Below are 19,091 nucleotides of genomic sequence, written 5' to 3'. Positions count from 1 at the left end.
CAATGCTGCGATCAACGCTGGATTTCGCGGTCGCGATCCAGTTCGTAAGGCAGGTCGAGCACGTGCAACGCGGGGCCTTCGAGGGCGCCCAGACGCAAATCACCGGCTTCGGCAGCTTCGGCCTGCAACACGGCCAGGAGTTCAATGTTTCCCTCGGCATTGGCCGCCAGCACTACTTCGCCGATCGAGCTGTTGTGGCTGGGGGCGAACAGTTGAGTGCCGGGCTCCGGCAACTCGGCTGCGTCGAGGCGCAAGCGGTACAGCCGACGCTTGAGCTTGCCCAGGTATTGCATGCGCGCAACGATTTCCTGGCCGGTGTAGCAACCTTTCTTGAAGCTCACCCCGCCGACCGCCTGCAGATTGAGCATCTGCGGGATGAACAGTTCGCGAGTGGAAGGCATGACCTGGCCGATACCGGCGCGGATCTGGCCCAGCAGCCATTGATTCAGTTCGCCCTCAGCCAGCGTGGCGGACAGTTGGCTTTGAATGTTCGGCGCCTGAGCGGCAGGCACCCAGAGTTCGGCGCGCTCGGGCGAGACGCGAATTGCGATCAGGCCTTCATTGCGCACAACGCTGTCGGTTTCGGCGGGCAGTGCCAGACCGAGGCTGGTCAGGGCTGCATCGCCATGTGCCAGACCGAAGCGCACCCAGGCGGCGCTTTCGTCGGTCAGTTTCGATTTGGAGAACACCGCGTACTTTTTCAGGTCGGCCAGTTGCGGCTCGAGCAGCTCGCTGGCCATCGCCATCACCACGCCGTCGCCCTCAAGCAGGATGCGGAAGCTCGACTGCATCCGGCCTTTCTGCGTGCAGCGGGCGCCGAGGCTGGCGCGGGTGTCGCTCAGGTAATTGATATTGCAGGTCAACTGGCCTTGCAGGAATTTTCCGGCGTCCGCACCGCGAACCGCGAGTACGCCTTCATGAGACAGGGTGCAGAAAAAAGCAGAATCGGCCATGGGTCATCGCAGGGTAAATAGACTGGGGCACATCATAAGGGGGCAGGGTTGAAATGGGTAGTTGATAAAGGATCAGGGGTCCCCGACCAAAGCCGACTGTGCGGCCCGCGCCGGGGCTGTATACTGCCCGGCAAATTCGAGGAGGGCTCCATGGTCGAACAAGTTGAACTGAATCGCCTCTTTTGGCACAGCCGTCGCGGCATGCTTGAGCTTGACGTGCTGCTGGTGCCGTTCGTGCAGGAGGTTTACGCGACGTTGAATCAAGTGGATCGCGATCTGTACGTGCGTTTGCTGACCTGTGAGGATCAGGACATGTTCGGCTGGTTCATGGAGCGCAGCGAGTCGGAAGATCCCGAGCTGCAACGCATGGTCCGGATGATTCTGGATCGTGTCCAGCCCAAGTAATACGTTCGAATGCCGCTGGCATGCCTCACGGCAGTTGCTGGCGGCGTATCTGTTGGCCCAGGCGTTCGCCATGGGTTCGCTGTGTCTGCTGTCGATTCCGCTCTGGGCCAGTCTGCTCGGCGCTTGCGCCTGTGCGCTGCACGGTTTTTGGATGCTGCCACGGCAGATTCTGCTGAACCATCCGCAAGCATTTTGCGGCTTGCGCCGCGATGGCGATGGCTGGCAGGTGTGGAATCAGGCTGATGGCTGGCAAGCGGTGCAACTGCGCCCGGACAGTCTGGCGCTGCCGTTGATCGTGGTGCTGCGCTTTCGCCTTCGCGGAGAGTGGCGGGTCAGGTCGATCTGCGTGCCACGTGACTCGCAGGCAGCGGATCTGCACCGACGCCTGCGAGTGCGGCTCAAGTTCAGCCGGCGTAGGTGGGCGGCACCAGAATAGTGTCGAGCGCTTCGGGGAGCATATCCGGATAGTCGAGGGTGTAATGCAGCCCGCGACTTTCCTTGCGTTCCATGGCTGAGCTGATCATCAATTCGGCAACCTGTGCCAGGTTGCGCAACTCGATCAGGTCACGGCTGACTTTATAGTTGCTGTAGAACTCATCGATCTCATCCAGCAGCAGACGCACCCGATGCTGCGCCCGTTGCAGACGCTTGTTGGTGCGCACGATGCCGACGTAGTCCCACATGAACCGCCGCAGCTCGTCCCAGTTGTGCGCAATGATCACGTCTTCATCCGAGTCGGTCACCTGACTGGCATCCCAGACGGGCAGGGCGCTTGGCGCCGCGACGTCATCGAGTTGCGCGAGAATGTCCGCCGCTGCCGAACGGGCATAAACGAAGCATTCCAACAGCGAGTTGCTGGCCATGCGGTTGGCGCCGTGCAGACCGGTGAAACTGGTCTCGCCTATGGCGTAGAGCCCGGGTACATCGGTGCAGCCGTGCTGATCGACCATCACGCCGCCACAGGTGTAGTGCGCGGCGGGGACGACCGGGATCGGTTGTTTGGTGATGTCGATGCCGAAGCCCAGGCAGCGTTCATAAACAGTCGGGAAGTGAGTTTTTACGAACGATTCAGGCTTGTGGCTGATGTCGAGATATACGCAGTCGACACCCAGGCGCTTCATTTCATGATCGATGGCCCGCGCGACAATGTCACGAGGCGCCAACTCCGCGCGTTTGTCGAAGCGATACATGAAGCGCTCGCCGTTGGGCAGCTTCAAATGCGCGCCTTCGCCACGCAACGCTTCAGTGATCAGGAAACTCTTGGCTTGCGGGTGATACAGGCAGGTCGGGTGGAACTGGTTGAATTCCAGGTTCGCCACCCGGCAACCGGAACGCCAGGCCATGGCGATGCCGTCACCGCAGGCGCCGTCGGGGTTGCTGGTATAAAGGTAGACCTTGGCTGCGCCGCCCGAGGCCAGAATCACGAACCTTGCGCCGTAGGTGTCGACTTCGCCGGTGGCGCGGTTCAGCACGTAAGCGCCCAGGCAACGATCGCCTTCCATGCCCAAGCGGCGTTCGGTGATCAAATCAACGGCGACGCGCTGTTCCAGCAATTCGATGTTATCGCGCTCTTTGGCCTGGGCCAGCAAGGTCTTGAAGATCGCAGCGCCAGTGGCGTCGGCAGCATGGATGATCCGTCGATGGCTGTGGCCACCCTCGCGGGTCAGGTGAAATTCGAAACCACCGTCTTCAGTGCCGGACTGTTCGTCGCGGGTGAACGGCACGCCTTGGTCGATCAGCCATTGGATGGCTTCGCGGCTGTGCTCGACGGTAAAGCGTACGGCGTCTTCATGGCACAAGCCGCCGCCCGCATTGAGGGTGTCGTCGACATGGGATTCGACAGTGTCGGTATCGTCGAGCACCGCAGCGACGCCGCCCTGGGCCCAGAAGGTCGAACCGTTGGCGAGATCGCCTTTGCTCAATACGGCAATGCGCAGATGACCGGGCAAGGTCAAAGCGAGAGTCAAACCGGCAGCACCGCTGCCAATCACCAGAACATCGTGTTGGAACTGTTGGCTCATTTCAGGATTCCGCTCAAAGCGACCCGGGTCGGGGTTGGCGCAAGACAGCTGGATCGGCGAGTCAAGACAGCCACACAGCCCACTAGTATATAGAGGGGTTGGGCGGCACAATAGCCGGGCCCAGATGGCATTGTGAGACTACCGCGCAGTAAAAAGCGCTGTGCTTCGTCGGAAGTTTTTTTTCATCGATTTTGAAAAATGACACCTGTATCGGCGCTGAAACAGTCTTTTCCGAGCAGGGTTGCGCAATGTCAGGTGGGTACGGCTATAAATAATTGGAACTTTTGCCAAAGGCCCAAGATCAATAGACGGTGCCAGAAACCAGGGACAGTGTCGGCTTCAGTGCGGAATCTGCGTTTGGATTCCTGCCGGCGAAACCGATAACAAGATTATTCGCGCAGCCGGTTTATCCCGCGCTGCGTTTTTCGTGCGTGCCAAATCAGAGCCCGCAGGAAACTTGCTTGGAGGGGGAGAACTTTTGCGAAAAGCCCGAGTCTATGTTTGCAAGTCTGGTCGTTTAGTAATGCAAGTCTCCTCCGGGCTTATCGAGGAGTGTTCATGCTAACCCAGGAAGAGGATCAGCAGCTGGTCGAACGCGTACAGCGTGGCGACAAGCGAGCTTTCGATCTGCTGGTGCTGAAATATCAGCACAAAATTCTCGGGTTGATCGTGCGGTTTGTGCACGACACCCATGAAGCCCAGGACGTTGCTCAGGAAGCCTTTATCAAGGCGTATCGGGCACTTGGAAATTTTCGCGGTGACAGTGCGTTTTATACGTGGCTGTACCGTATTGCCATTAACACGGCAAAGAACTACCTGGTTTCCCGCGGCCGTCGGCCGCCGGATAGCGATGTAAGTTCAGAGGATGCAGAGTTCTACGATGGCGATCACGGCCTCAAGGATCTCGAATCACCGGAACGTGCATTGCTGCGGGATGAGATCGAAGGCACTGTCCATCGGACCATCCAGCAACTGCCAGAGGATTTGCGTACGGCTTTAACTTTACGTGAATTCGATGGTCTGAGTTACGAGGACATTGCGAGCGTCATGCAGTGTCCGGTGGGTACCGTGCGCTCCCGGATTTTCCGCGCTCGGGAGGCCATCGACAAAGCCCTGCAACCGTTGTTGCAGGAAAACTGAGACAGCGGCGACAGCCAAGAGAGGAACGCCATGAGTCGTGAAGCCCTGCAGGAATCGCTGTCCGCAGTGATGGATAACGAAGCGGACGAACTGGAATTGCGTCGAGTGCTCAGCGCACTGGATGATGTTGATACCCGTGAGACCTGGGCTCGTTACCAGATCGCTCGGGCAGCCATGCACAAGGATCTGCTGCTTCCGCGTCTGGATATCGCTGCGGCAGTGTCCGCTGCGCTGGAAGACGAAACGGCTCCGGCCAAAGTATCCCGCAGCCCATGGCGTAACCTGGGTCGCCTCGCTGTTGCCGCTTCGGTAACCGTGGCCGTTCTGGCCGGTGTTCGCCTGTACAACCAGGACGAAATCGCCGGTGTTGAACTGGCCCAGCAGTCGAATCAGCCTACTCTGGCCACTCCACAGGTCAAAGGTCCGGCAGTTCTGGCTGGTTACAGCGAAAGCTCGGAAGCGACGGGTCCTATGGCTAATGGCGTTCTGCAAGGTCAGCCGGGCTGGCATGATCAGCGTCTGCCAGGCTACCTGCGTCAGCATGCTCAGCAGGCTGCACTCAAAGGAACTGAAAGCGCGCTGCCATACGCACGTGCCGCAAGCCTGGAAAACCGTTAAGGAGGATCATGCGCGCCATCCCTCTACTTTCGCTTCTGCTCAGTGGCTGGTTCATCGTTCCAGCCCACGCTGACGAGGCCCAGGACTGGTTGACCCGTCTGGGCCAGGCCGAGCAGCAGCAGAGCTTCCACGGCACTTTCGTTTACGAGCGCAACGGCAGTTTTTCCACGCACAACATCTGGCATCGTGTCCAGAATGGCCAAGTCCGCGAGCGGTTATTGCAGCTCGACGGCTCTGCTCAGGAAGTCGTGCGCATTGATGGACGTACTCAATGCGTCAGCGGCACTCTGATTGCGGGATTGGGTGACTCACCCAACGCTGCCGCCCGTGCGCTGGATCCCAAAAAGCTGAAGAATTGGTATGACCTTGCCGTCATTGGCAAGTCGCGCGTGGCCGGCCGTGATGCAGTGATTGTGTCGCTGACGCCTCGTGATCAGCACCGTTATGGTTTCGAGTTGCATCTGGACAAGAAAACCGGGCTGCCGCTCAAGTCGTTGCTGTTGAACGACAAAGGGCAGTTGCTCGAGCGTTTCCAGTTCACCAGCCTCGACACGGATGAAATCCCGTCGGACAAGGACTTGTTGGCGGACCCGGATTGCAAGTCGATCAACATTGCAAGCGACAAGGCTTCTGCAGCGAAAACCGTGCAAAACTGGCGTTCGGACTGGCTCCCGCCAGGCTTTGAGCTGACCAGCAGCAGTTCGCACAAGGATGCGCAGACCAAGACTCAGGTCAGCAGTCTGATGTATGACGATGGTCTGGCGCGTTTCTCGGTGTTCCTTGAACCGTTGAACGGTGCAACCGTTACCGATACCCGTACCCAGTTGGGCCCTACCGTCGCGGTATCCCGTCGTTTGACTACACCGCAAGGTGAAATGATGGTCACGGTGGTTGGCGAAATCCCGATTGGCACCGCCGAACGAATTGCTCTATCGATGCGTAACAACGATGGCGCTGCGACCAGCAAGCAGTGAGCTGATTTCAGTCATTTCTACTTCGTCGTCGAGACGTCGAAATGTTTGCTGAGCATTTTCATTTGCAAAACCCCTGAAAATTTTTTATAGGTCAGAGCCTCACGGCTCTGGCCTTGTTTGTTGTTCCCGGAACAAAAATGCCGGTCTGTGGTTTCCGGTGTTCCTTTGCTCCATATCGCTTAACCCTGCTCGTCGTAACGGGAGCTGTATGTCGATACCAAGTTTGAAGTCTTACCTTTCCATCTTCGCCACCGTGCTGTTGCTCGGTCAGGCGGTGCCTGCTGCGCAAGCGGCCGATCTGCCTGATTTCACCCAGTTGGTCGAACAAGCGTCGCCAGCGGTGGTGAACATCAGTACCACGCAGAAACTGCCGGACCGTCGGGTCAACCAGCAGATGCCGGATCTGGAAGGCCTGCCACCGATGCTGCGCGAATTCTTCGAGCGCGGCATGCCGCCTCAGCAGCGCTCGCCACGTGGCGATGGCCGCCAGCGTGAAGCGCAATCGCTGGGCTCGGGTTTCATCATTTCGCCGGATGGCTACATCCTCACCAACAATCACGTGATCGCCGATGCTGACGAAATCCTCGTCCGTCTGGCTGACCGCAGTGAGATGAAAGCCAAGCTGGTCGGCACCGACCCCCGCTCTGACGTGGCGTTGCTGAAAATCGAAGGCAAGGATCTGCCGGTGCTCAAGCTCGGCAAATCCCAGGACCTGAAGGCCGGCCAGTGGGTCGTGGCGATCGGTTCGCCATTCGGCTTTGACCACACCGTGACCCAAGGCATCGTCAGCGCCGTCGGTCGGAGCCTGCCAAACGAAAACTATGTGCCGTTCATTCAGACCGACGTGCCGATCAACCCGGGCAACTCCGGTGGCCCGCTGTTCAACCTGAACGGTGAAGTGGTCGGCATCAACTCGCAGATCTACACCCGCTCCGGTGGCTTCATGGGCGTGTCGTTCGCCATTCCGATCGACGTGGCGATGGACGTTTCCAATCAGCTCAAGAGCGGTGGCAAAGTCAGCCGCGGCTGGCTGGGCGTGGTCATTCAGGAAGTGAACAAGGATCTGGCCGAGTCGTTCGGTCTGGACAAGCCAGCTGGCGCGCTGGTAGCGCAGATCCAGGATGACGGCCCTGCGGCCAAGGGCGGCCTGCAGGTTGGCGACGTGATCCTGAGCATGAACGGTCAGCCGATCGTCATGTCCGCCGATCTTCCGCATCTGGTCGGCGCGCTGAAGGCTGGCGCCAAAGCCAATCTGGAAGTGATTCGTGAAGGCAAGCGCAAGAACGTCGAGCTGACCGTCGGCGCAATCCCGGACGAGGACAAGGAGCTGGCAGGTCTGCCGAAATCCGGCGCTGAAAGCAGCAGCAACCGCCTCGGTGTTGCGGTCGGTGAATTGACCGCCGAGCAGAAGAAAACCTACGACCTTAAAGGTGGTGTGGTGATCAAGGAAGTGCAGGACGGTCCTGCGGCCCTGATCGGTCTGCAACCGGGTGACGTGATCACCCACCTGAACAATCAAGCCATCGGCTCGGCCAAGGAGTTCACCGACATCGCCAAGGCGTTGCCGAAGAACCGTTCGGTGTCGATGCGCGTGCTGCGTCAGGGCCGTGCCAGCTTCATCACCTTCAAACTGGCGGAATAAGCCAGTAACAAGGTAAAAAAGAAACCGCCTCGAAAGAGGCGGTTTTTTTGTGTCTGCAGTTTTTGTCTTGTCTCGAAAGACTCAGCCCATCATGTCCTTGACCATACGCTCCTGCTCCATCAACTCGCGCTGGCGGGCATCGATGCGCGAGGACAACGGGAAGTTGTTGCCGGCCTTGCGCTTGGCGAAGTCCAGCTGCTGAATGGCCTGGCGGTAATCGCCGACCAGTGCAAAATACTCGGCGCGCGCCTGATGCAGGCCGATGATGTTGCCCGACAAGCCGCGGGTTTCAGCAACCTGATACCAGACGTCCGGATCATCCGGGCGCGACTTGAGCAGACTGTCGAGTGCCTTCTCGGCATCGGCGGCGCGATTCTGTTTCAACAGCAGATCGACACGCACCTGATTCAGTGGATAGTTGCCCGGGAACTGCGTAAGCATGCGGTCGACCCGTGATTGCGCTTCGGGCAGGCGATTGTTGGTGATGTCCAGATCGACCTGCGCGAGGTTGTAGATGATCTCGTTCGGCGACTTGGCCAACAGCTGCTTCAGGTTCTCTCGCGCTTCGTTGAGCTGGCCGCCCTTGATTTGCGCGATGGCCAGGCCGTAACGCGCGACATCATTTTTCGGGTTCTCATCGAGCAGGGCGCGGAAACGCTTGGCGCCCAGCCCCGGGGTTTCCTCATAGATCAACTGCACCCGCGCGCGAATCAACTGGTAGCGCATGCTGTCTTCGATGCCGCCCGGTTTCGCCTGCTCGGCGCGGTTGCGGGTGTCGGCGATACGCGATTCGGTGACCGGGTGAGTCAGGAGGAATTCCGGCGGCTTGGCGTCAAAGCGGTACTGGCGCATCAGGCGTTCGAACATGGTTGGCATCGAACGCGGATCGTACCCGGCCTTTTCCAGGTTGAGGATGCCGATGCGGTCCGCTTCCTGTTCGTTCTGCCGCGAGAAGCGCCGTTGTTCCTGCAACGCCGCAGCCTGGGTGCCGGCGATGGTGGCGATGCCGGCATCACCGCCACCTGCCGCCGCGATGACGATACCCGCCAGCAACGCGGCCATCATCGGCACCTGCATTCTTTGTGAGGCTTCGACGCCGCGAGCGAAGTGGCGTTGCGACAAGTGCGCCAGTTCGTGAGCGAGCACCGAGGCGTATTCACCTTCGGTCTGGGCGTTGAGGAACAGGCCGCCGTTGACCCCGACCACGCCGCCCGGCGCTGCGAAGGCGTTGAGTTGTGGGCTGTTGATCAGGATGAATTCCAGGCGTCGGTCGGAGACCTGACTGGTCTCCACCAGCTTGTAGACGCTGGATTCGACGTAATCCTTGAGCTGCGGATCGTTGAGCTGGGAAACCTGACTGCGCAGCATGGCCAGCCAGGCGCGGCCTAGCTGGTATTCCTGTTGCGGCGAGACAATGGCAGAGCTGGCGTCGCCGAGTGACGGCAGATCGTCGGCAAAGCCTGGTGAGGCGAGCAGGCAAGCGAGCGTCAGCAGGGTAGGGCGCAGAAAAGTCATGCACAAAGCCTTGGAGGACAAAGACCTTACTGTAGCCGGACACCGAAGCCGCGACCAGATATTCTAGGCAGCTCGACAACCCGAACCGGAGTGACGCAATGACTGACGCTGTAGCCCATGACGTGGAACTGGACGCCAGTGGCCTGAACTGTCCGTTGCCGTTGCTCAAGGCAAAAATGGAACTCAACAAACTGCAAAGTGGCGCTGTGCTCAAGGTGATCGCTACCGATGCCGGCTCGCAACGCGATTTCCGTACCTTTGCCAAACTCGCCGGTCATGCGCTGTTGCGCGAAGAAGACGAGGCTGGCGTCTACCGTTACTGGTTGAAGAAAGCCTGAAGCGCCGCGCTTAAAATCGAAGGGATTATTGATGTTCAAAGTGTTACGCGACTGGATTCAGCGCTACTTCTCCGATGAAGAAGCCGTGGTGCTGGCAGTGCTGCTGTTTCTCGCCTTCACTGCCGTGCTCACCCTCGGCGGCATGCTTGCGCCGGTTTTGGCCGGAATGGTGCTGGCGTATCTGATGCAGGGCCTGGTGGTGACGCTCGAGCGGCTGCGTGTGCCCGGCGGGGTGGCGGTGGGGCTGGTGTTTGCGCTGTTCATGGGCGCGCTGATGCTGTTTATCGTCGTGGTGCTGCCATTGCTGTGGCATCAGTTGATCACCCTGTTCAACGAGTTGCCGGGCATGCTCGCCAAGTGGCAATCGCTGCTGCTTCTATTGCCCGAGCGCTATCCGCATCTGGTGTCTGACGAGCAAGTCCTGCAGGCGATCGAAGCGGCGCGGGGCGAGATTGGCAAGTTCGGTCAGTGGGCACTGACTTTCTCGTTGTCGAGTTTGCCGCTGCTGGTGAACATCATGATCTACCTGGTTCTGGTGCCGATTCTGGTGTTCTTCTTCCTCAAGGATCGGGCGATGATTGGCGAATGGGTGCGTGGCTATCTGCCTCGCGAACGCGCGCTGATCACCCGCGTCGCCCAGGAAATGAACCGGCAGATCGCCAATTACATACGTGGCAAAGGCATCGAGATCGTGATTTGCGGCGGCGTGACCTACATCGCCTTCATCGCGCTGGGCCTGAACTACGCGGCGCTGCTGGCTTTGCTGGTCGGTTTGTCGGTGGTGGTGCCGTATGTCGGTGCGGTAGTGGTGACCGTGCCGGTGCTGCTGATTGCGCTGTTCCAGTGGGGCTGGAGCGATCAGTTCATCTACCTGATGGCGGTTTACGGCATCATTCAGACGCTGGACGGCAACGTGCTGGTGCCGTTGCTGTTTTCGGAAGCAGTGAATCTGCATCCGGTGGCAATCATCTGCGCGGTGCTGTTGTTTGGCGGGTTGTGGGGATTCTGGGGGGTGTTTTTTGCGATCCCGCTGGCGACGCTGTTCAAGGCTGTGCTCGATGCGTGGCCGCGCAAGGAGCCGGTGGTGGCGCCGTTGCTTTAAATCGGGGTGAGGCTTTTGGCCTCATCGCTGGCAAGCCAGCTCCCACAGGTTTTGTATGTGCTGAACCCTGTGGGAGCTGGCTTGCCAGCGATGGCGTCGGTGACGACGCAGCAAAACCATCAGGCTTTATTCAGAACCTCAGCCGCCGCCAGCACGGCATCAACATGCCCCGGCACTTTCACGCCACGCCATTCCTGACGCAGCACACCGTCCTTATCAATCAGGAAAGTGCTGCGATCAACGCCCAGGTATTCCTTGCCATACAGCTTTTTCAGCTTGATCACGTCGAACAACTGGCAAACCGCCTCGTCCTTGTCACTGATCAGTTCGAAGGGGAATTCCTGTTTGCCTTTGAAGTTTTCGTGCGACTTCAAACTGTCGCGGGAAATGCCGAAGACTTCGGTGTTGGCAGCCTTGAAAGCCGCATATTGATCGCGAAAACCCTGGCCCTGAGTAGTGCAGCCCGGGGTGCTGTCCTTCGGGTAGAAGTAGATCACCACTTGCTTGCCCTTGAGTTCGGACAGGCTGACGGTCTGCCCGCTGGTCGCAGGCGCGGTGAAATCCGCAACCGGTTGGTCGATGACAACGGCCATGAAAGCTTCCTTACATTGGGTTTTGTGGGCGCCAAGGCTCGATCAGGGCATCCAGATTCATCGCGTCGGCGAAATCAAGGAACTGATCGCGCAGCCAACTGATCTGGGTGTTGGCCGGCAGGGTCACGGTGAACGTGGCGTTGAGCATGGTGCCGCCGGTCTGGGGAGCCTGGTAAGTGTCGCAGGTGAGGTTTTCCAGCTCGACGTTGTGGTCCATGAAGAACTGGCACAGCTCATTGATGATGTCCGGGCGATACGCCGAGCTGACGTAAGCCACGTAAGGCAGCGCTTGCGGACGATTTTCCAGAGCGGCGCTGCGCACCACGTTGACGGTGAATGCGTGACGCTTGGCCAGCAATGGCAGGCTGCCTTCGAGGCGCGCGAGGGCGTCCCAGCTGCCGGAAATTTCCAGCACCAAGGCGCTCCACTCGCCGTGGCGGGTCAGGCGAGAGGTGACGACGGCGCAGCGGTTTTCATGGCTGGCGCGGCACAGGACGTTGGTCAGCTCCATGGGGTTGGCGCCGAGGGCACTGATGACAAGGAATTGTTCGCGAACTGTGGGGGTGGACATGCAGCATTCCTAAAGCGATGAGCGGTCGGTAGGTTGACGGGCGTTGGCGGCCGGGAGTGCCTGTTCTGGCGGTCCGTATAAAGAGCCCCGGCCAGCGTTCGCGGCTCGCTCCGCTGTGCGGGAGCGCGTCGATGCGACGCAGGAACGGGGCCTGGGAGGCCGAAAGGGGAGGCTGAAACCCGGCGTACAAGCTGATCTGTACCGATCAAAGTCTGAAGGGTAGCGAAAAGCGGCGCCAAGGGGAATGGCGGCGGCGCAGTACTTCGCTTGTGCAAGCATCTTGGCGCCAGTACCATTACCGCTCTCTTTTTCCGGCAGGAGCGGTTTCATGATTGCGGGCAGTATGGTGGCACTGGTCACTCCCATGGATGCACAAGGGCGTCTTGACTGGGACAGCCTCAGCAAACTCGTGGACTTCCACCTCAAGAACGGCACCCATGCCATCGTCGCCGTCGGTACTACCGGCGAGTCGGCCACCCTTGATGTAGAAGAGCACATCGCCGTCATCAAAGCCGTGGTCAAACAGGTTGCCGGGCGCATTCCGGTCATCGCCGGCACCGGCGCCAATTCGACCCGCGAAGCCGTCGAGCTGACCCGCAACGCCAAGGCCGCCGGCGCCGATGCCTGCCTGCTGGTGGTTCCTTATTACAACAAGCCGACCCAGGAAGGCCTGTACCAGCACTTCAAGCACATCGCTGAAGCGGTCGACATTCCGCAGATTCTCTACAACGTTCCCGGCCGCACCTCCTGCGACATGCAGGCCGAGACCGTGATTCGCCTGTCCACCGTGCCGAACATCATCGGCATCAAGGAAGCCACCGGCGACCTCAAGCGCGCCAAAGCGATCATCGATGGCGTGAGCAAGGATTTCATCGTGCTGTCCGGCGATGATCCGACCGCTGTCGAGCTGATCCTGCTGGGCGGCAAAGGCAACATTTCGGTCACCGCCAACGTCGCCCCGCGCGAAATGGCTGACCTGTGCGAGGCCGCGCTGAAGGGCGACGCCGATACCGCACGCGCAATCAACGAAAAACTGATGCCGCTGCACAAGGACCTGTTCATCGAAGCCAACCCGATTCCGGTGAAGTGGGCTTTGGTCGAAATGGGCCTGATGCACGAAGGCATCCGCCTGCCACTGACCTGGCTGAGCACCCCTTGTCATGAAACGCTGCGCTCGGCCCTGCGCCAGTGCAACGTCCTGGTTTAATTGAGGAAGTACAACGCATGAAGCGAATGGCCGGACTTTCCGCACTTGCCTTGATTATCTCCAGCACCAGTGGCTGCGGATGGGTCTGGGGGCCGGAAGGTTATTTCCGCGACCGTGGAAGCGATTACCTGCAAGCGCAACAGACTGCACCGATGCAATTGCCACCGGATGTAAGCACTGCCAAGCGTCTCGATCCGCTGTTGCCGATCCCGCGCAACGTGGCCGATGACACCGCGACGGGCGAATACGTCGTGCCGCGTCCTCAGCCGCTTTCGGCGGTTGCCGACGCAACTGATTACTCGCTGCAGAAGAGCGGTGATTCGCGTTGGGTCGTGGCTCAGCACCCGCCGGCCGAAGTCTGGCCAGTGGCGCTGCAGTTCTTCCAGGACAACGGTTTCCGTCTGGATGAACAGCGTCCGCAGACCGGTGAGTTCACCACCACCTGGCAGCACTCCGACGAGTTGTCCGCATCGATGGCCAAACGCCTGAGTGCGGCCGGTATTGCCAGCGACAGCGAAACCCGCGTGCGTGTGCGCATCGAGCCGGGCGTGCAGCGCAACACCAGTGAGATCTACGTGGTCAGCGCCGAGCGTCCTGCCGGCAGCACGGCCGACGTGGCTTTCACCAACCGTTCGGTCAACACTGGCCTGGACGCTGCGCTGGTCGACGACATGCTCGCGAGCATGAGCCGCACGTCCGAGAAGGGCGGTTCGGTGTCGATGCTGGCCTCGCGTGATTTCGACGCGCCGAGCCGTGTCAGCCTGAACGAAGACGGCAGCGGCAACCCGGTATTGAACGTCGGTACCGATCTGGACCGCGCCTGGTCGAGCGTCGGCCGTGCGCTGGAACAGGGCGAATGGCGCGTTGAAGACATCAACCGCAGCCTGGGCCTGTACTACATCAACCTGGCCGAAAAAGCCGAGAAGAAAGACGACAAGCCTGGCTTCTTCAGCAGCCTGTTCGGCAGTGCGCCGAGCAAGGAAGAAGTCGAAGCCCGCGCCGAGCGTTATCAGGTTCGCCTGAGCAAGGTGGGCGAGAACATCCAGGTTACCGTCGAAAAGAACATCAACACCGTCGCGCCGGCCGATGTCGCGCGTAAAGTGTTGAGCGTGATTCAGGACAACCTGGGCTGATCCGATATGCGTTTTGCCGTTCTCGGCAGCGGTAGCCAAGGGAACGGCACGCTGATCGCCAGTGCTGATACGTACGTGCTGGTGGATTGTGGTTTTTCCCTGCGGGAAACCGAAAGACGTCTGTTGCGCCTGGGTGTTCACCCGGCGCAACTGAGCGCGATACTTGTGACCCACGAACATGCCGACCACGTGCATGGCGTGGGTTTGCTGTCTCGGCGCTACAATCTGCCGGTCTACCTCAGTCGTGGCACGTTGCGCGGGATGCGCAAACCGCTTGAACCGGCAGGCTTTCTGGCCGGCGGCGAGCAACTGCAGATCGGCGCACTGAACGTCGGGGTCATTGCCGTGGCCCATGACGCGCAGGAGCCGACCCAGTACGTTTTCAGCGATCAGGAACAGCGGCGCTTCGGCCTGTTGACCGACCTGGGATCGTTCTGCGAGCGGGTGCTGGATGGCTATCGGGACCTCGATGCATTGATGATCGAGTCGAACCATTGCCGCGACATGCTGGCCCGTGGTCACTACCCGTACTTTCTCAAGCAACGGGTGGGCGGCGAACGCGGACATCTGAACAACCATCAGGCGGCATTCCTGGTGGCCGAGTTGGGCTGGCAGGGTTTGCAACACCTGGTGCTGGCCCATCTGAGCAGCAAGAACAACCTGCCGCAGCTGGCCCGGCAATGTTTTGTCGACACCCTCGGGTGCGACCCGGACTGGCTGCAACTGGCCGATCAAGATTCAGGGCTCGACTGGCGCCACATCGCCTAGCCCACCTACTTAGCAAGCGGAGCCCATCATGGAAAAACGTGAAGAACTCTACCGCGGCAAAGCCAAATCGGTTTACAAGACCGACGACGCTGACCGCTTGATCCTGCTGTTTCGCAACGACACTTCGGCGTTCGACGGCAAGCGCATCGAACAGCTTGATCGCAAGGGTATGGTGAACAACAAGTTCAACGCCTTCATCATGCAGAAACTCGAAGCGGCCGGCGTGCCGACCCAGTTCGACAAACTGCTGGGCGACAACGAATGCCTGGTGAAGAAGCTCGACATGATCCCGGTCGAATGCGTCGTGCGTAACTATGCCGCCGGCAGCCTGGTCAAGCGTCTGGGCGTCGAGGAGGGCATGAAGCTCAACCCGTACACCTTCGAACTGTTCTTGAAGGACGACGCCAAGGGCGACCCGTTCATCAACGAATCCCACGTCGTGGCATTCGGCTGGGGTACCGCCGAGCAACTGGCGCGCATGAAGGAACTGTCGCTCAAGGTCAACGAAGTCCTGAGCAAACTGTTCGACGACGCCGGCCTGCTTCTGGTCGATTTCAAGCTTGAATTCGGCGTGTTCAGCGACGGCTCCATCGTCCTCGGCGACGAGTTCAGCCCGGACGGCTGCCGTCTGTGGGACAAGGACACCAAGAAGAAGATGGACAAGGACCGCTTCCGCCAGGGCCTCGGTGACGTCATCGAAGCCTACGAAGAAGTCGCCGCTCGTCTGGGCGTACCGCTTTAATCGACGCAAGCATCTGATAGCACGGAAAAAATTTCGTTTGGGGGGTTCGCAACCAACGAAAGTGTTGTTATGATGCGCGCCGTTGGAGAGATGCCAGAGTGGCCGAATGGGACGGATTCGAAATCCGTTGTACCTTCACCGGTACCTAGGGTTCGAATCCCTATCTCTCCGCCATTATTGAACAAGACGAAGCCCCCGTAATCATTGCTGATTACGGGGGCTTTTTCGTTTCTGGCGTTTTGTTCGTTGCGCTTTTCGGGTACAACCTGCCGACTGCATAAAAGGAACAGCTCGATGAGTGAAGTTCAGCCGTTGGTGGGTGATGACGACGTTAGGCCGCAGGCCGTGAGTCTGCGCGAGGCGTTCTGGTTCTGGTTGAAGCTGGGCTTTATCAGTTTCGGCGGGCCGGCCGGGCAGATTTCGATCATGCACCAGGAGTTGGTCGAGCGGCGGCGCTGGATTTCCGAGCGGCGTTTTCTGCATGCCTTGAACTATTGCATGTTGCTGCCCGGGCCTGAGGCGCAGCAGTTGGCGACTTACATTGGCTGGCTGATGCATCGGAGCTGGGGCGGGATTGTGGCCGGGGCGTTGTTCGTGTTGCCGTCGCTGTTCATCCTGATTTTCCTGTCGTGGCTCTATATCGCCTTCGGTGAAGTGCCGGTGGTCGCCGGGCTGTTTTACGGGATCAAGCCTGCGGTGACGGCCATCGTCGTGCAGGCGGCGCATCGCATCGGTTCGCGGGCGCTGAAGAACAATTGGCTGTGGGCGATTGCGGCGGCGTCGTTTACGGCGATTTTTGCGTTCAATGTGCCGTTCCCGTTGATCGTGCTGGGCGCGGCGGTGATTGGCTATTTCGGCGGTCGCCTGGCGCCGGAGAAATTCAGGGCCGGCGGGCATAGCGCAACGAAGAAGTCTTTCGGCGCGGCGTTGATCGACGACGATACGCCAACCCCGGCCCATGCCCGTTTCAGCTGGACGAAACTGGCCACGCTCGCCGTGATCGGGGCGGCGCTTTGGGCGTTGCCGATGGGGGTATTGACCGCGCTATTCGGCTGGCAGGGCACACTGACGCAGATGAGCTGGTTCTTCACCAAGGCAGCGCTGCTCACCTTCGGTGGAGCTTACGCAGTGTTGCCCTACGTCTATCAAGGTGCGGTCGGTCACTACGGCTGGCTGACCCCGACGCAGATGATCGATGGCCTGGCGCTGGGCGAAACCACACCGGGGCCGCTGATCATGGTGGTGGCGTTTGTCGGTTTTGTCGGGGCTTATGTGACGCAGGTGTTCGGCGCCGATCAGGTGTTCCTCGCCGGAGCGGTCGCCGCCGCGCTGGTGACGTGGTTTACCTTTCTGCCCTCATTCCTGTTCATCCTCGCCGGCGGCCCGCTGGTGGAGTCGACGCACGACGAACTCAAATTCACCGCCCCACTGACCGCGATCACCGCAGCGGTAGTCGGCGTGATTCTCAATCTGGCGTGTTTCTTCGGCTACCACGTGCTCTGGCCGCAAGGCTTCAGCGGCAGCCTGGATTGGCCCTCGGCATTGATCGCCATTGCGGCAGCCGTTGCGCTGTTTCGCTTCAAACGCGGAGTGATTCAGGTGTTGCTGGGCTGTGCGTTGGTTGGGCTGGTGGTGCATTTGCTGCGTTAGTGGTCGCGGCGCCGGAAATCGAATCGCGCGCTGGAGACTCGATTCCGGCAATAAGTTCCGGTCATTCCAGTGCGAATATCCTCAGCGGTATAGCCCCGTTTCGCTTGTTCGCGCGGGTCAAACCATTTGTCCTGTCGCCGCAAATTTTTTGAAATTTCCGCAAAGACAATGCTTCACAAAAGGGTAGGCAAACTTTTACCCAGAACTTGCCACGCTTACCCGACTGAGGAGATTTGTCATGTTTCTACATAACAAGCGACTTCAATACACCGTTCGTGTCGCCGAGCCCAATCCGGGGTTGGCCAATCTGTTGCTCGAGCAGTTTGGCGGCGCGCAAGGTGAACTGGCGGCGGCTTCGCGCTATTTCACTCAAGCCCTGGCCGAGGACGATCCGGGACGCAAAGACCTGCTGATGGACATTGCCACTGAAGAACTCAGCCACCTGGAAATCATTGGCTCGATCATCGTCATGCTCAACAAGGGCGCGAAAGGCCGGATGGCCGAAGGCGTCGAGCAGGAGGGCGAGTTGTATCGCTCGCTCAATGGCAACGGCAATGACTCGCACATCACCAGCCTGCTCTACGGTGCCGGTTCGCCGCTGACCAACTCTGCCGGTGTGCCATGGACGGCGGCGTACGTCGATACCATCGGTGAGCCGACCGCCGACATGCGTTCCAACATTGCTGCTGAGGCACGGGCGAAGATTGTTTATGAGCGCTTGATGAACGTGACCGATGACCCCGGCGTGAAAGAGGCTCTGGGCTTTCTGATGACCCGTGAGATCGCCCACCAGTTGTCGTTCGAAAAAGCCCTGCATTCGATTCAGCCAAACTTCCCGCAAGGCAAGCTGCCCGGCATGCCTGAGTTCACCAACGTCTACTTCAACATGTCGCAAGGCACCGAAAGCATGCGCGGCCCGTGGAATCAGGGCGACGATTGGGAGTTCGTCGAAACCCCGACGCCAGGGGTCGACGGCGGCGATGGCCTGGCCACCGTGCAACTGGACAGCGCCGACGAAGCGCTGCTGGAAAACATGAAAATGCGCACCATGTCCGACCCCAACAGCGAGCCGGTCACCGGTGCGGATCTGGGCGCCGGCGCGCAGGCCAAGCCTGGTTTGTAAGGCACGTGGGGCGCGCCAGACATCAGGCGGCGCGCCCCGGTTGATCACTGGGAAATCATCAAGAAGAGGACTCGACAATGGCTACTCCACAGGAAAACCTGCTCGACTGGCTGCGTGATGCCCATGCCATGGAGCAACAGGCCGAGCAAATGCTCAAGGCACAATCCAAGCGTCTGGAACATTACCCGCAGCTCAAGGCGCGCATCGATCAGCACATCGAAGAAACCCTCGGCCAGCAGAAACTCATCGACGAATGCCTGCAACGTCTGGGCGGTGAATCCTCGACGATGAAAGACCTGGGCGGCAAGTTGATGGCGTTCGGTCAGGCTGTTGGCGGCTCCTTGATGAGCGATGAAGTGATCAAGGGCGCCATGGCCGGCTACGTTTTCGAGAACATGGAGGTCGCCAGCTATACCGTGCTGATCGCAGCGGCGAAAGCGGCGGGGGACACGCAGACGCAGAAGGCCTGCGAACAGATTCTGCCGCAGGAAGTGGCCATGGCTGAATGGCTGCTCAAGCATTTGCCGCAACTGACCAACGCGTTTCTCGAACGCTCGGCGGATCCGGATAAAGAAGCCAAGAAGTAACCCTTGCCA

Annotated in this window: 20 protein-coding genes and 1 tRNA gene; 16 read left to right on the top strand and 5 right to left on the bottom strand. The window is 59.7% G+C overall.

The genetic code is table 11. The features are described from left to right. Positions 1-11 precede the first annotated feature (11 nt). Positions 12-953: a CAF17-like 4Fe-4S cluster assembly/insertion protein YgfZ gene (ygfZ, locus tag AAEZ10_RS13600; RefSeq protein WP_073473073.1), complete on the bottom strand. Its 942-nt coding sequence runs from the start codon at positions 951-953 to the stop codon at positions 12-14. A gap of 150 nt (positions 954-1,103) precedes the next feature. On the opposite strand from ygfZ, the gene AAEZ10_RS13595 reads away from it, so the two are divergent. Both AAEZ10_RS13595 and AAEZ10_RS13590 read left to right on the top strand, forming a co-directional pair. Further along, positions 1,104-1,358: an FAD assembly factor SdhE gene (locus AAEZ10_RS13595; RefSeq protein ID WP_007911418.1), complete on the top strand. Its 255-nt coding sequence runs from the start codon at positions 1,104-1,106 to the stop codon at positions 1,356-1,358. Continuing rightward, entirely contained in the window at positions 1,342-1,794 is a 453-nt protein-coding gene (locus tag AAEZ10_RS13590; RefSeq protein WP_071174669.1) for a protein YgfX, read from the top strand. Before AAEZ10_RS13595 ends, AAEZ10_RS13590 begins: the two co-directional genes overlap by 17 nt. Here AAEZ10_RS13590 and nadB read toward each other — a convergent pair. Beyond that, on the bottom strand, positions 1,763-3,379 hold the full coding sequence (nadB, locus tag AAEZ10_RS13585) for an L-aspartate oxidase (RefSeq protein WP_122691666.1): 1,617 nt from the start codon (positions 3,377-3,379) through the stop codon (positions 1,763-1,765). The two genes, AAEZ10_RS13590 and nadB, sit on opposite strands and share 32 nt — an antisense overlap. Before the next feature lie 558 nt (positions 3,380-3,937). On the opposite strand from nadB, the gene rpoE reads away from it, so the two are divergent. The 4 genes from rpoE (at position 3,938) to AAEZ10_RS13565 (ending at position 7,753) form a co-directional block, all read left to right on the top strand. After that, a complete protein-coding gene (rpoE, locus tag AAEZ10_RS13580) occupies positions 3,938-4,519 on the top strand; it encodes an RNA polymerase sigma factor RpoE/AlgU (protein ID WP_003172477.1) in 582 nt (193 codons plus the stop codon). A 30-nt stretch (positions 4,520-4,549) separates the two neighbouring features. After that, positions 4,550-5,137, top strand: a complete 588-nt coding sequence (locus tag AAEZ10_RS13575) for a sigma-E factor negative regulatory protein (RefSeq protein WP_008077804.1) — start codon at positions 4,550-4,552, stop codon at positions 5,135-5,137. Positions 5,138-5,145: 8 nt separating this feature from the next. Beyond that, complete coding sequence (locus AAEZ10_RS13570) at positions 5,146-6,111, top strand: MucB/RseB C-terminal domain-containing protein (RefSeq protein WP_350569568.1); 966 nt, start codon at positions 5,146-5,148, stop codon at positions 6,109-6,111. Between the two features lie 208 nt (positions 6,112-6,319). Continuing rightward, on the top strand, positions 6,320-7,753 hold the full coding sequence (locus AAEZ10_RS13565) for a DegQ family serine endoprotease (protein WP_016771271.1): 1,434 nt from the start codon (positions 6,320-6,322) through the stop codon (positions 7,751-7,753). 81 nt (positions 7,754-7,834) lie between these two features. Here AAEZ10_RS13565 and AAEZ10_RS13560 read toward each other — a convergent pair whose 3' ends face one another. Next, positions 7,835-9,268 carry a M48 family metalloprotease gene (locus AAEZ10_RS13560; protein ID WP_110601821.1) on the bottom strand — a complete coding sequence of 478 codons (1,434 nt, stop codon included), beginning with the start codon at positions 9,266-9,268 and terminating at the stop codon, positions 7,835-7,837. Between the two features lie 98 nt (positions 9,269-9,366). On the opposite strand from AAEZ10_RS13560, the gene AAEZ10_RS13555 reads away from it, so the two are divergent. Continuing rightward, on the top strand, positions 9,367-9,606 hold the full coding sequence (locus tag AAEZ10_RS13555; protein ID WP_016771269.1) for a sulfurtransferase TusA family protein: 240 nt from the start codon (positions 9,367-9,369) through the stop codon (positions 9,604-9,606). Between the two features lie 31 nt (positions 9,607-9,637). Further along, positions 9,638-10,708, top strand: a complete 1,071-nt coding sequence (locus AAEZ10_RS13550; RefSeq protein WP_016771268.1) for an AI-2E family transporter — start codon at positions 9,638-9,640, stop codon at positions 10,706-10,708. Positions 10,709-10,827: 119 nt separating this feature from the next. Here the strand turns inward: AAEZ10_RS13550 and AAEZ10_RS13545 are convergent, their stop codons facing one another. Continuing rightward, positions 10,828-11,301 (bottom strand): peroxiredoxin, encoded by a 474-nt coding sequence (locus tag AAEZ10_RS13545; RefSeq protein ID WP_130929414.1) that lies wholly within the window; start codon positions 11,299-11,301, stop codon positions 10,828-10,830. Positions 11,302-11,311: 10 nt separating this feature from the next. Continuing rightward, entirely contained in the window at positions 11,312-11,872 is a 561-nt protein-coding gene (locus tag AAEZ10_RS13540) for a glycine cleavage system transcriptional repressor (RefSeq protein WP_350569564.1), read from the bottom strand. Positions 11,873-12,200: 328 nt separating this feature from the next. Here AAEZ10_RS13540 and dapA point away from each other — a divergent pair, with 328 nt between their 5' ends. From dapA to AAEZ10_RS13500, 8 genes are all read left to right on the top strand, one after another. After that, positions 12,201-13,079, top strand: coding sequence for a 4-hydroxy-tetrahydrodipicolinate synthase (dapA, locus tag AAEZ10_RS13535; protein ID WP_016771265.1), 879 nt, complete (start codon positions 12,201-12,203; stop codon positions 13,077-13,079). A 17-nt stretch (positions 13,080-13,096) separates the two neighbouring features. Further along, on the top strand, positions 13,097-14,212 hold the full coding sequence (gene bamC / locus AAEZ10_RS13530) for an NlpB/DapX family lipoprotein (protein WP_016771264.1): 1,116 nt from the start codon (positions 13,097-13,099) through the stop codon (positions 14,210-14,212). A gap of 6 nt (positions 14,213-14,218) precedes the next feature. Beyond that, on the top strand, positions 14,219-14,980 hold the full coding sequence (locus AAEZ10_RS13525) for an MBL fold metallo-hydrolase (RefSeq protein WP_024012002.1): 762 nt from the start codon (positions 14,219-14,221) through the stop codon (positions 14,978-14,980). 28 nt (positions 14,981-15,008) lie between these two features. Continuing rightward, positions 15,009-15,722, top strand: coding sequence for a phosphoribosylaminoimidazolesuccinocarboxamide synthase (gene purC, locus AAEZ10_RS13520; RefSeq protein ID WP_016771262.1), 714 nt, complete (start codon positions 15,009-15,011; stop codon positions 15,720-15,722). Positions 15,723-15,806: 84 nt separating this feature from the next. Next, positions 15,807-15,896 (top strand) — tRNA-Ser (locus tag AAEZ10_RS13515). A 120-nt stretch (positions 15,897-16,016) separates the two neighbouring features. Beyond that, on the top strand, positions 16,017-17,372 hold the full coding sequence (gene chrA, locus AAEZ10_RS13510) for a chromate efflux transporter (protein WP_282382325.1): 1,356 nt from the start codon (positions 16,017-16,019) through the stop codon (positions 17,370-17,372). A 238-nt stretch (positions 17,373-17,610) separates the two neighbouring features. Then, entirely contained in the window at positions 17,611-18,495 is an 885-nt protein-coding gene (locus tag AAEZ10_RS13505; RefSeq protein WP_122746553.1) for a manganese catalase family protein, read from the top strand. Between the two features lie 77 nt (positions 18,496-18,572). Then, positions 18,573-19,082 carry a ferritin-like domain-containing protein gene (locus tag AAEZ10_RS13500; RefSeq protein WP_071174676.1) on the top strand — a complete coding sequence of 170 codons (510 nt, stop codon included), beginning with the start codon at positions 18,573-18,575 and terminating at the stop codon, positions 19,080-19,082. Positions 19,083-19,091: the final 9 nt, after the last annotated feature.

The sequence above is a fragment of the Pseudomonas sp. H26/SER47-MNA-CIBAN-0231 genome (assembly GCF_040310465.1).
Taxonomy (GTDB): Bacteria; Pseudomonadota; Gammaproteobacteria; order Pseudomonadales; family Pseudomonadaceae; genus Aquipseudomonas; species Aquipseudomonas atacamensis.
Note: the sequence above shows the minus strand (reverse complement) of the source record. Positions and strands in the feature narration are given on the sequence as shown.

Coding starts and splice junctions, on each gene's coding strand:
- AAEZ10_RS13570 (WP_350569568.1), top strand. CDS start 5,146: ATGCGCGCCATCCCTCTACTTTCGCTTCTGCTCAGTGGCTGGTTCATC.
- dapA (WP_016771265.1), top strand. CDS start 12,201: ATGATTGCGGGCAGTATGGTGGCACTGGTCACTCCCATGGATGCACAA.
- AAEZ10_RS13560 (WP_110601821.1), bottom strand. CDS start 9,268: ATGACTTTTCTGCGCCCTACCCTGCTGACGCTCGCTTGCCTGCTCGCC.
- rpoE (WP_003172477.1), top strand. CDS start 3,938: ATGCTAACCCAGGAAGAGGATCAGCAGCTGGTCGAACGCGTACAGCGT.
- AAEZ10_RS13540 (WP_350569564.1), bottom strand. CDS start 11,872: ATGTCCACCCCCACAGTTCGCGAACAATTCCTTGTCATCAGTGCCCTC.
- AAEZ10_RS13575 (WP_008077804.1), top strand. CDS start 4,550: ATGAGTCGTGAAGCCCTGCAGGAATCGCTGTCCGCAGTGATGGATAAC.
- AAEZ10_RS13525 (WP_024012002.1), top strand. CDS start 14,219: ATGCGTTTTGCCGTTCTCGGCAGCGGTAGCCAAGGGAACGGCACGCTG.
- AAEZ10_RS13500 (WP_071174676.1), top strand. CDS start 18,573: ATGGCTACTCCACAGGAAAACCTGCTCGACTGGCTGCGTGATGCCCAT.
- ygfZ (WP_073473073.1), bottom strand. CDS start 953: ATGGCCGATTCTGCTTTTTTCTGCACCCTGTCTCATGAAGGCGTACTC.
- chrA (WP_282382325.1), top strand. CDS start 16,017: ATGAGTGAAGTTCAGCCGTTGGTGGGTGATGACGACGTTAGGCCGCAG.
- AAEZ10_RS13545 (WP_130929414.1), bottom strand. CDS start 11,301: ATGGCCGTTGTCATCGACCAACCGGTTGCGGATTTCACCGCGCCTGCG.
- AAEZ10_RS13565 (WP_016771271.1), top strand. CDS start 6,320: ATGTCGATACCAAGTTTGAAGTCTTACCTTTCCATCTTCGCCACCGTG.
- AAEZ10_RS13595 (WP_007911418.1), top strand. CDS start 1,104: ATGGTCGAACAAGTTGAACTGAATCGCCTCTTTTGGCACAGCCGTCGC.
- purC (WP_016771262.1), top strand. CDS start 15,009: ATGGAAAAACGTGAAGAACTCTACCGCGGCAAAGCCAAATCGGTTTAC.
- AAEZ10_RS13555 (WP_016771269.1), top strand. CDS start 9,367: ATGACTGACGCTGTAGCCCATGACGTGGAACTGGACGCCAGTGGCCTG.
- nadB (WP_122691666.1), bottom strand. CDS start 3,379: ATGAGCCAACAGTTCCAACACGATGTTCTGGTGATTGGCAGCGGTGCT.
- AAEZ10_RS13505 (WP_122746553.1), top strand. CDS start 17,611: ATGTTTCTACATAACAAGCGACTTCAATACACCGTTCGTGTCGCCGAG.
- AAEZ10_RS13550 (WP_016771268.1), top strand. CDS start 9,638: ATGTTCAAAGTGTTACGCGACTGGATTCAGCGCTACTTCTCCGATGAA.
- bamC (WP_016771264.1), top strand. CDS start 13,097: ATGAAGCGAATGGCCGGACTTTCCGCACTTGCCTTGATTATCTCCAGC.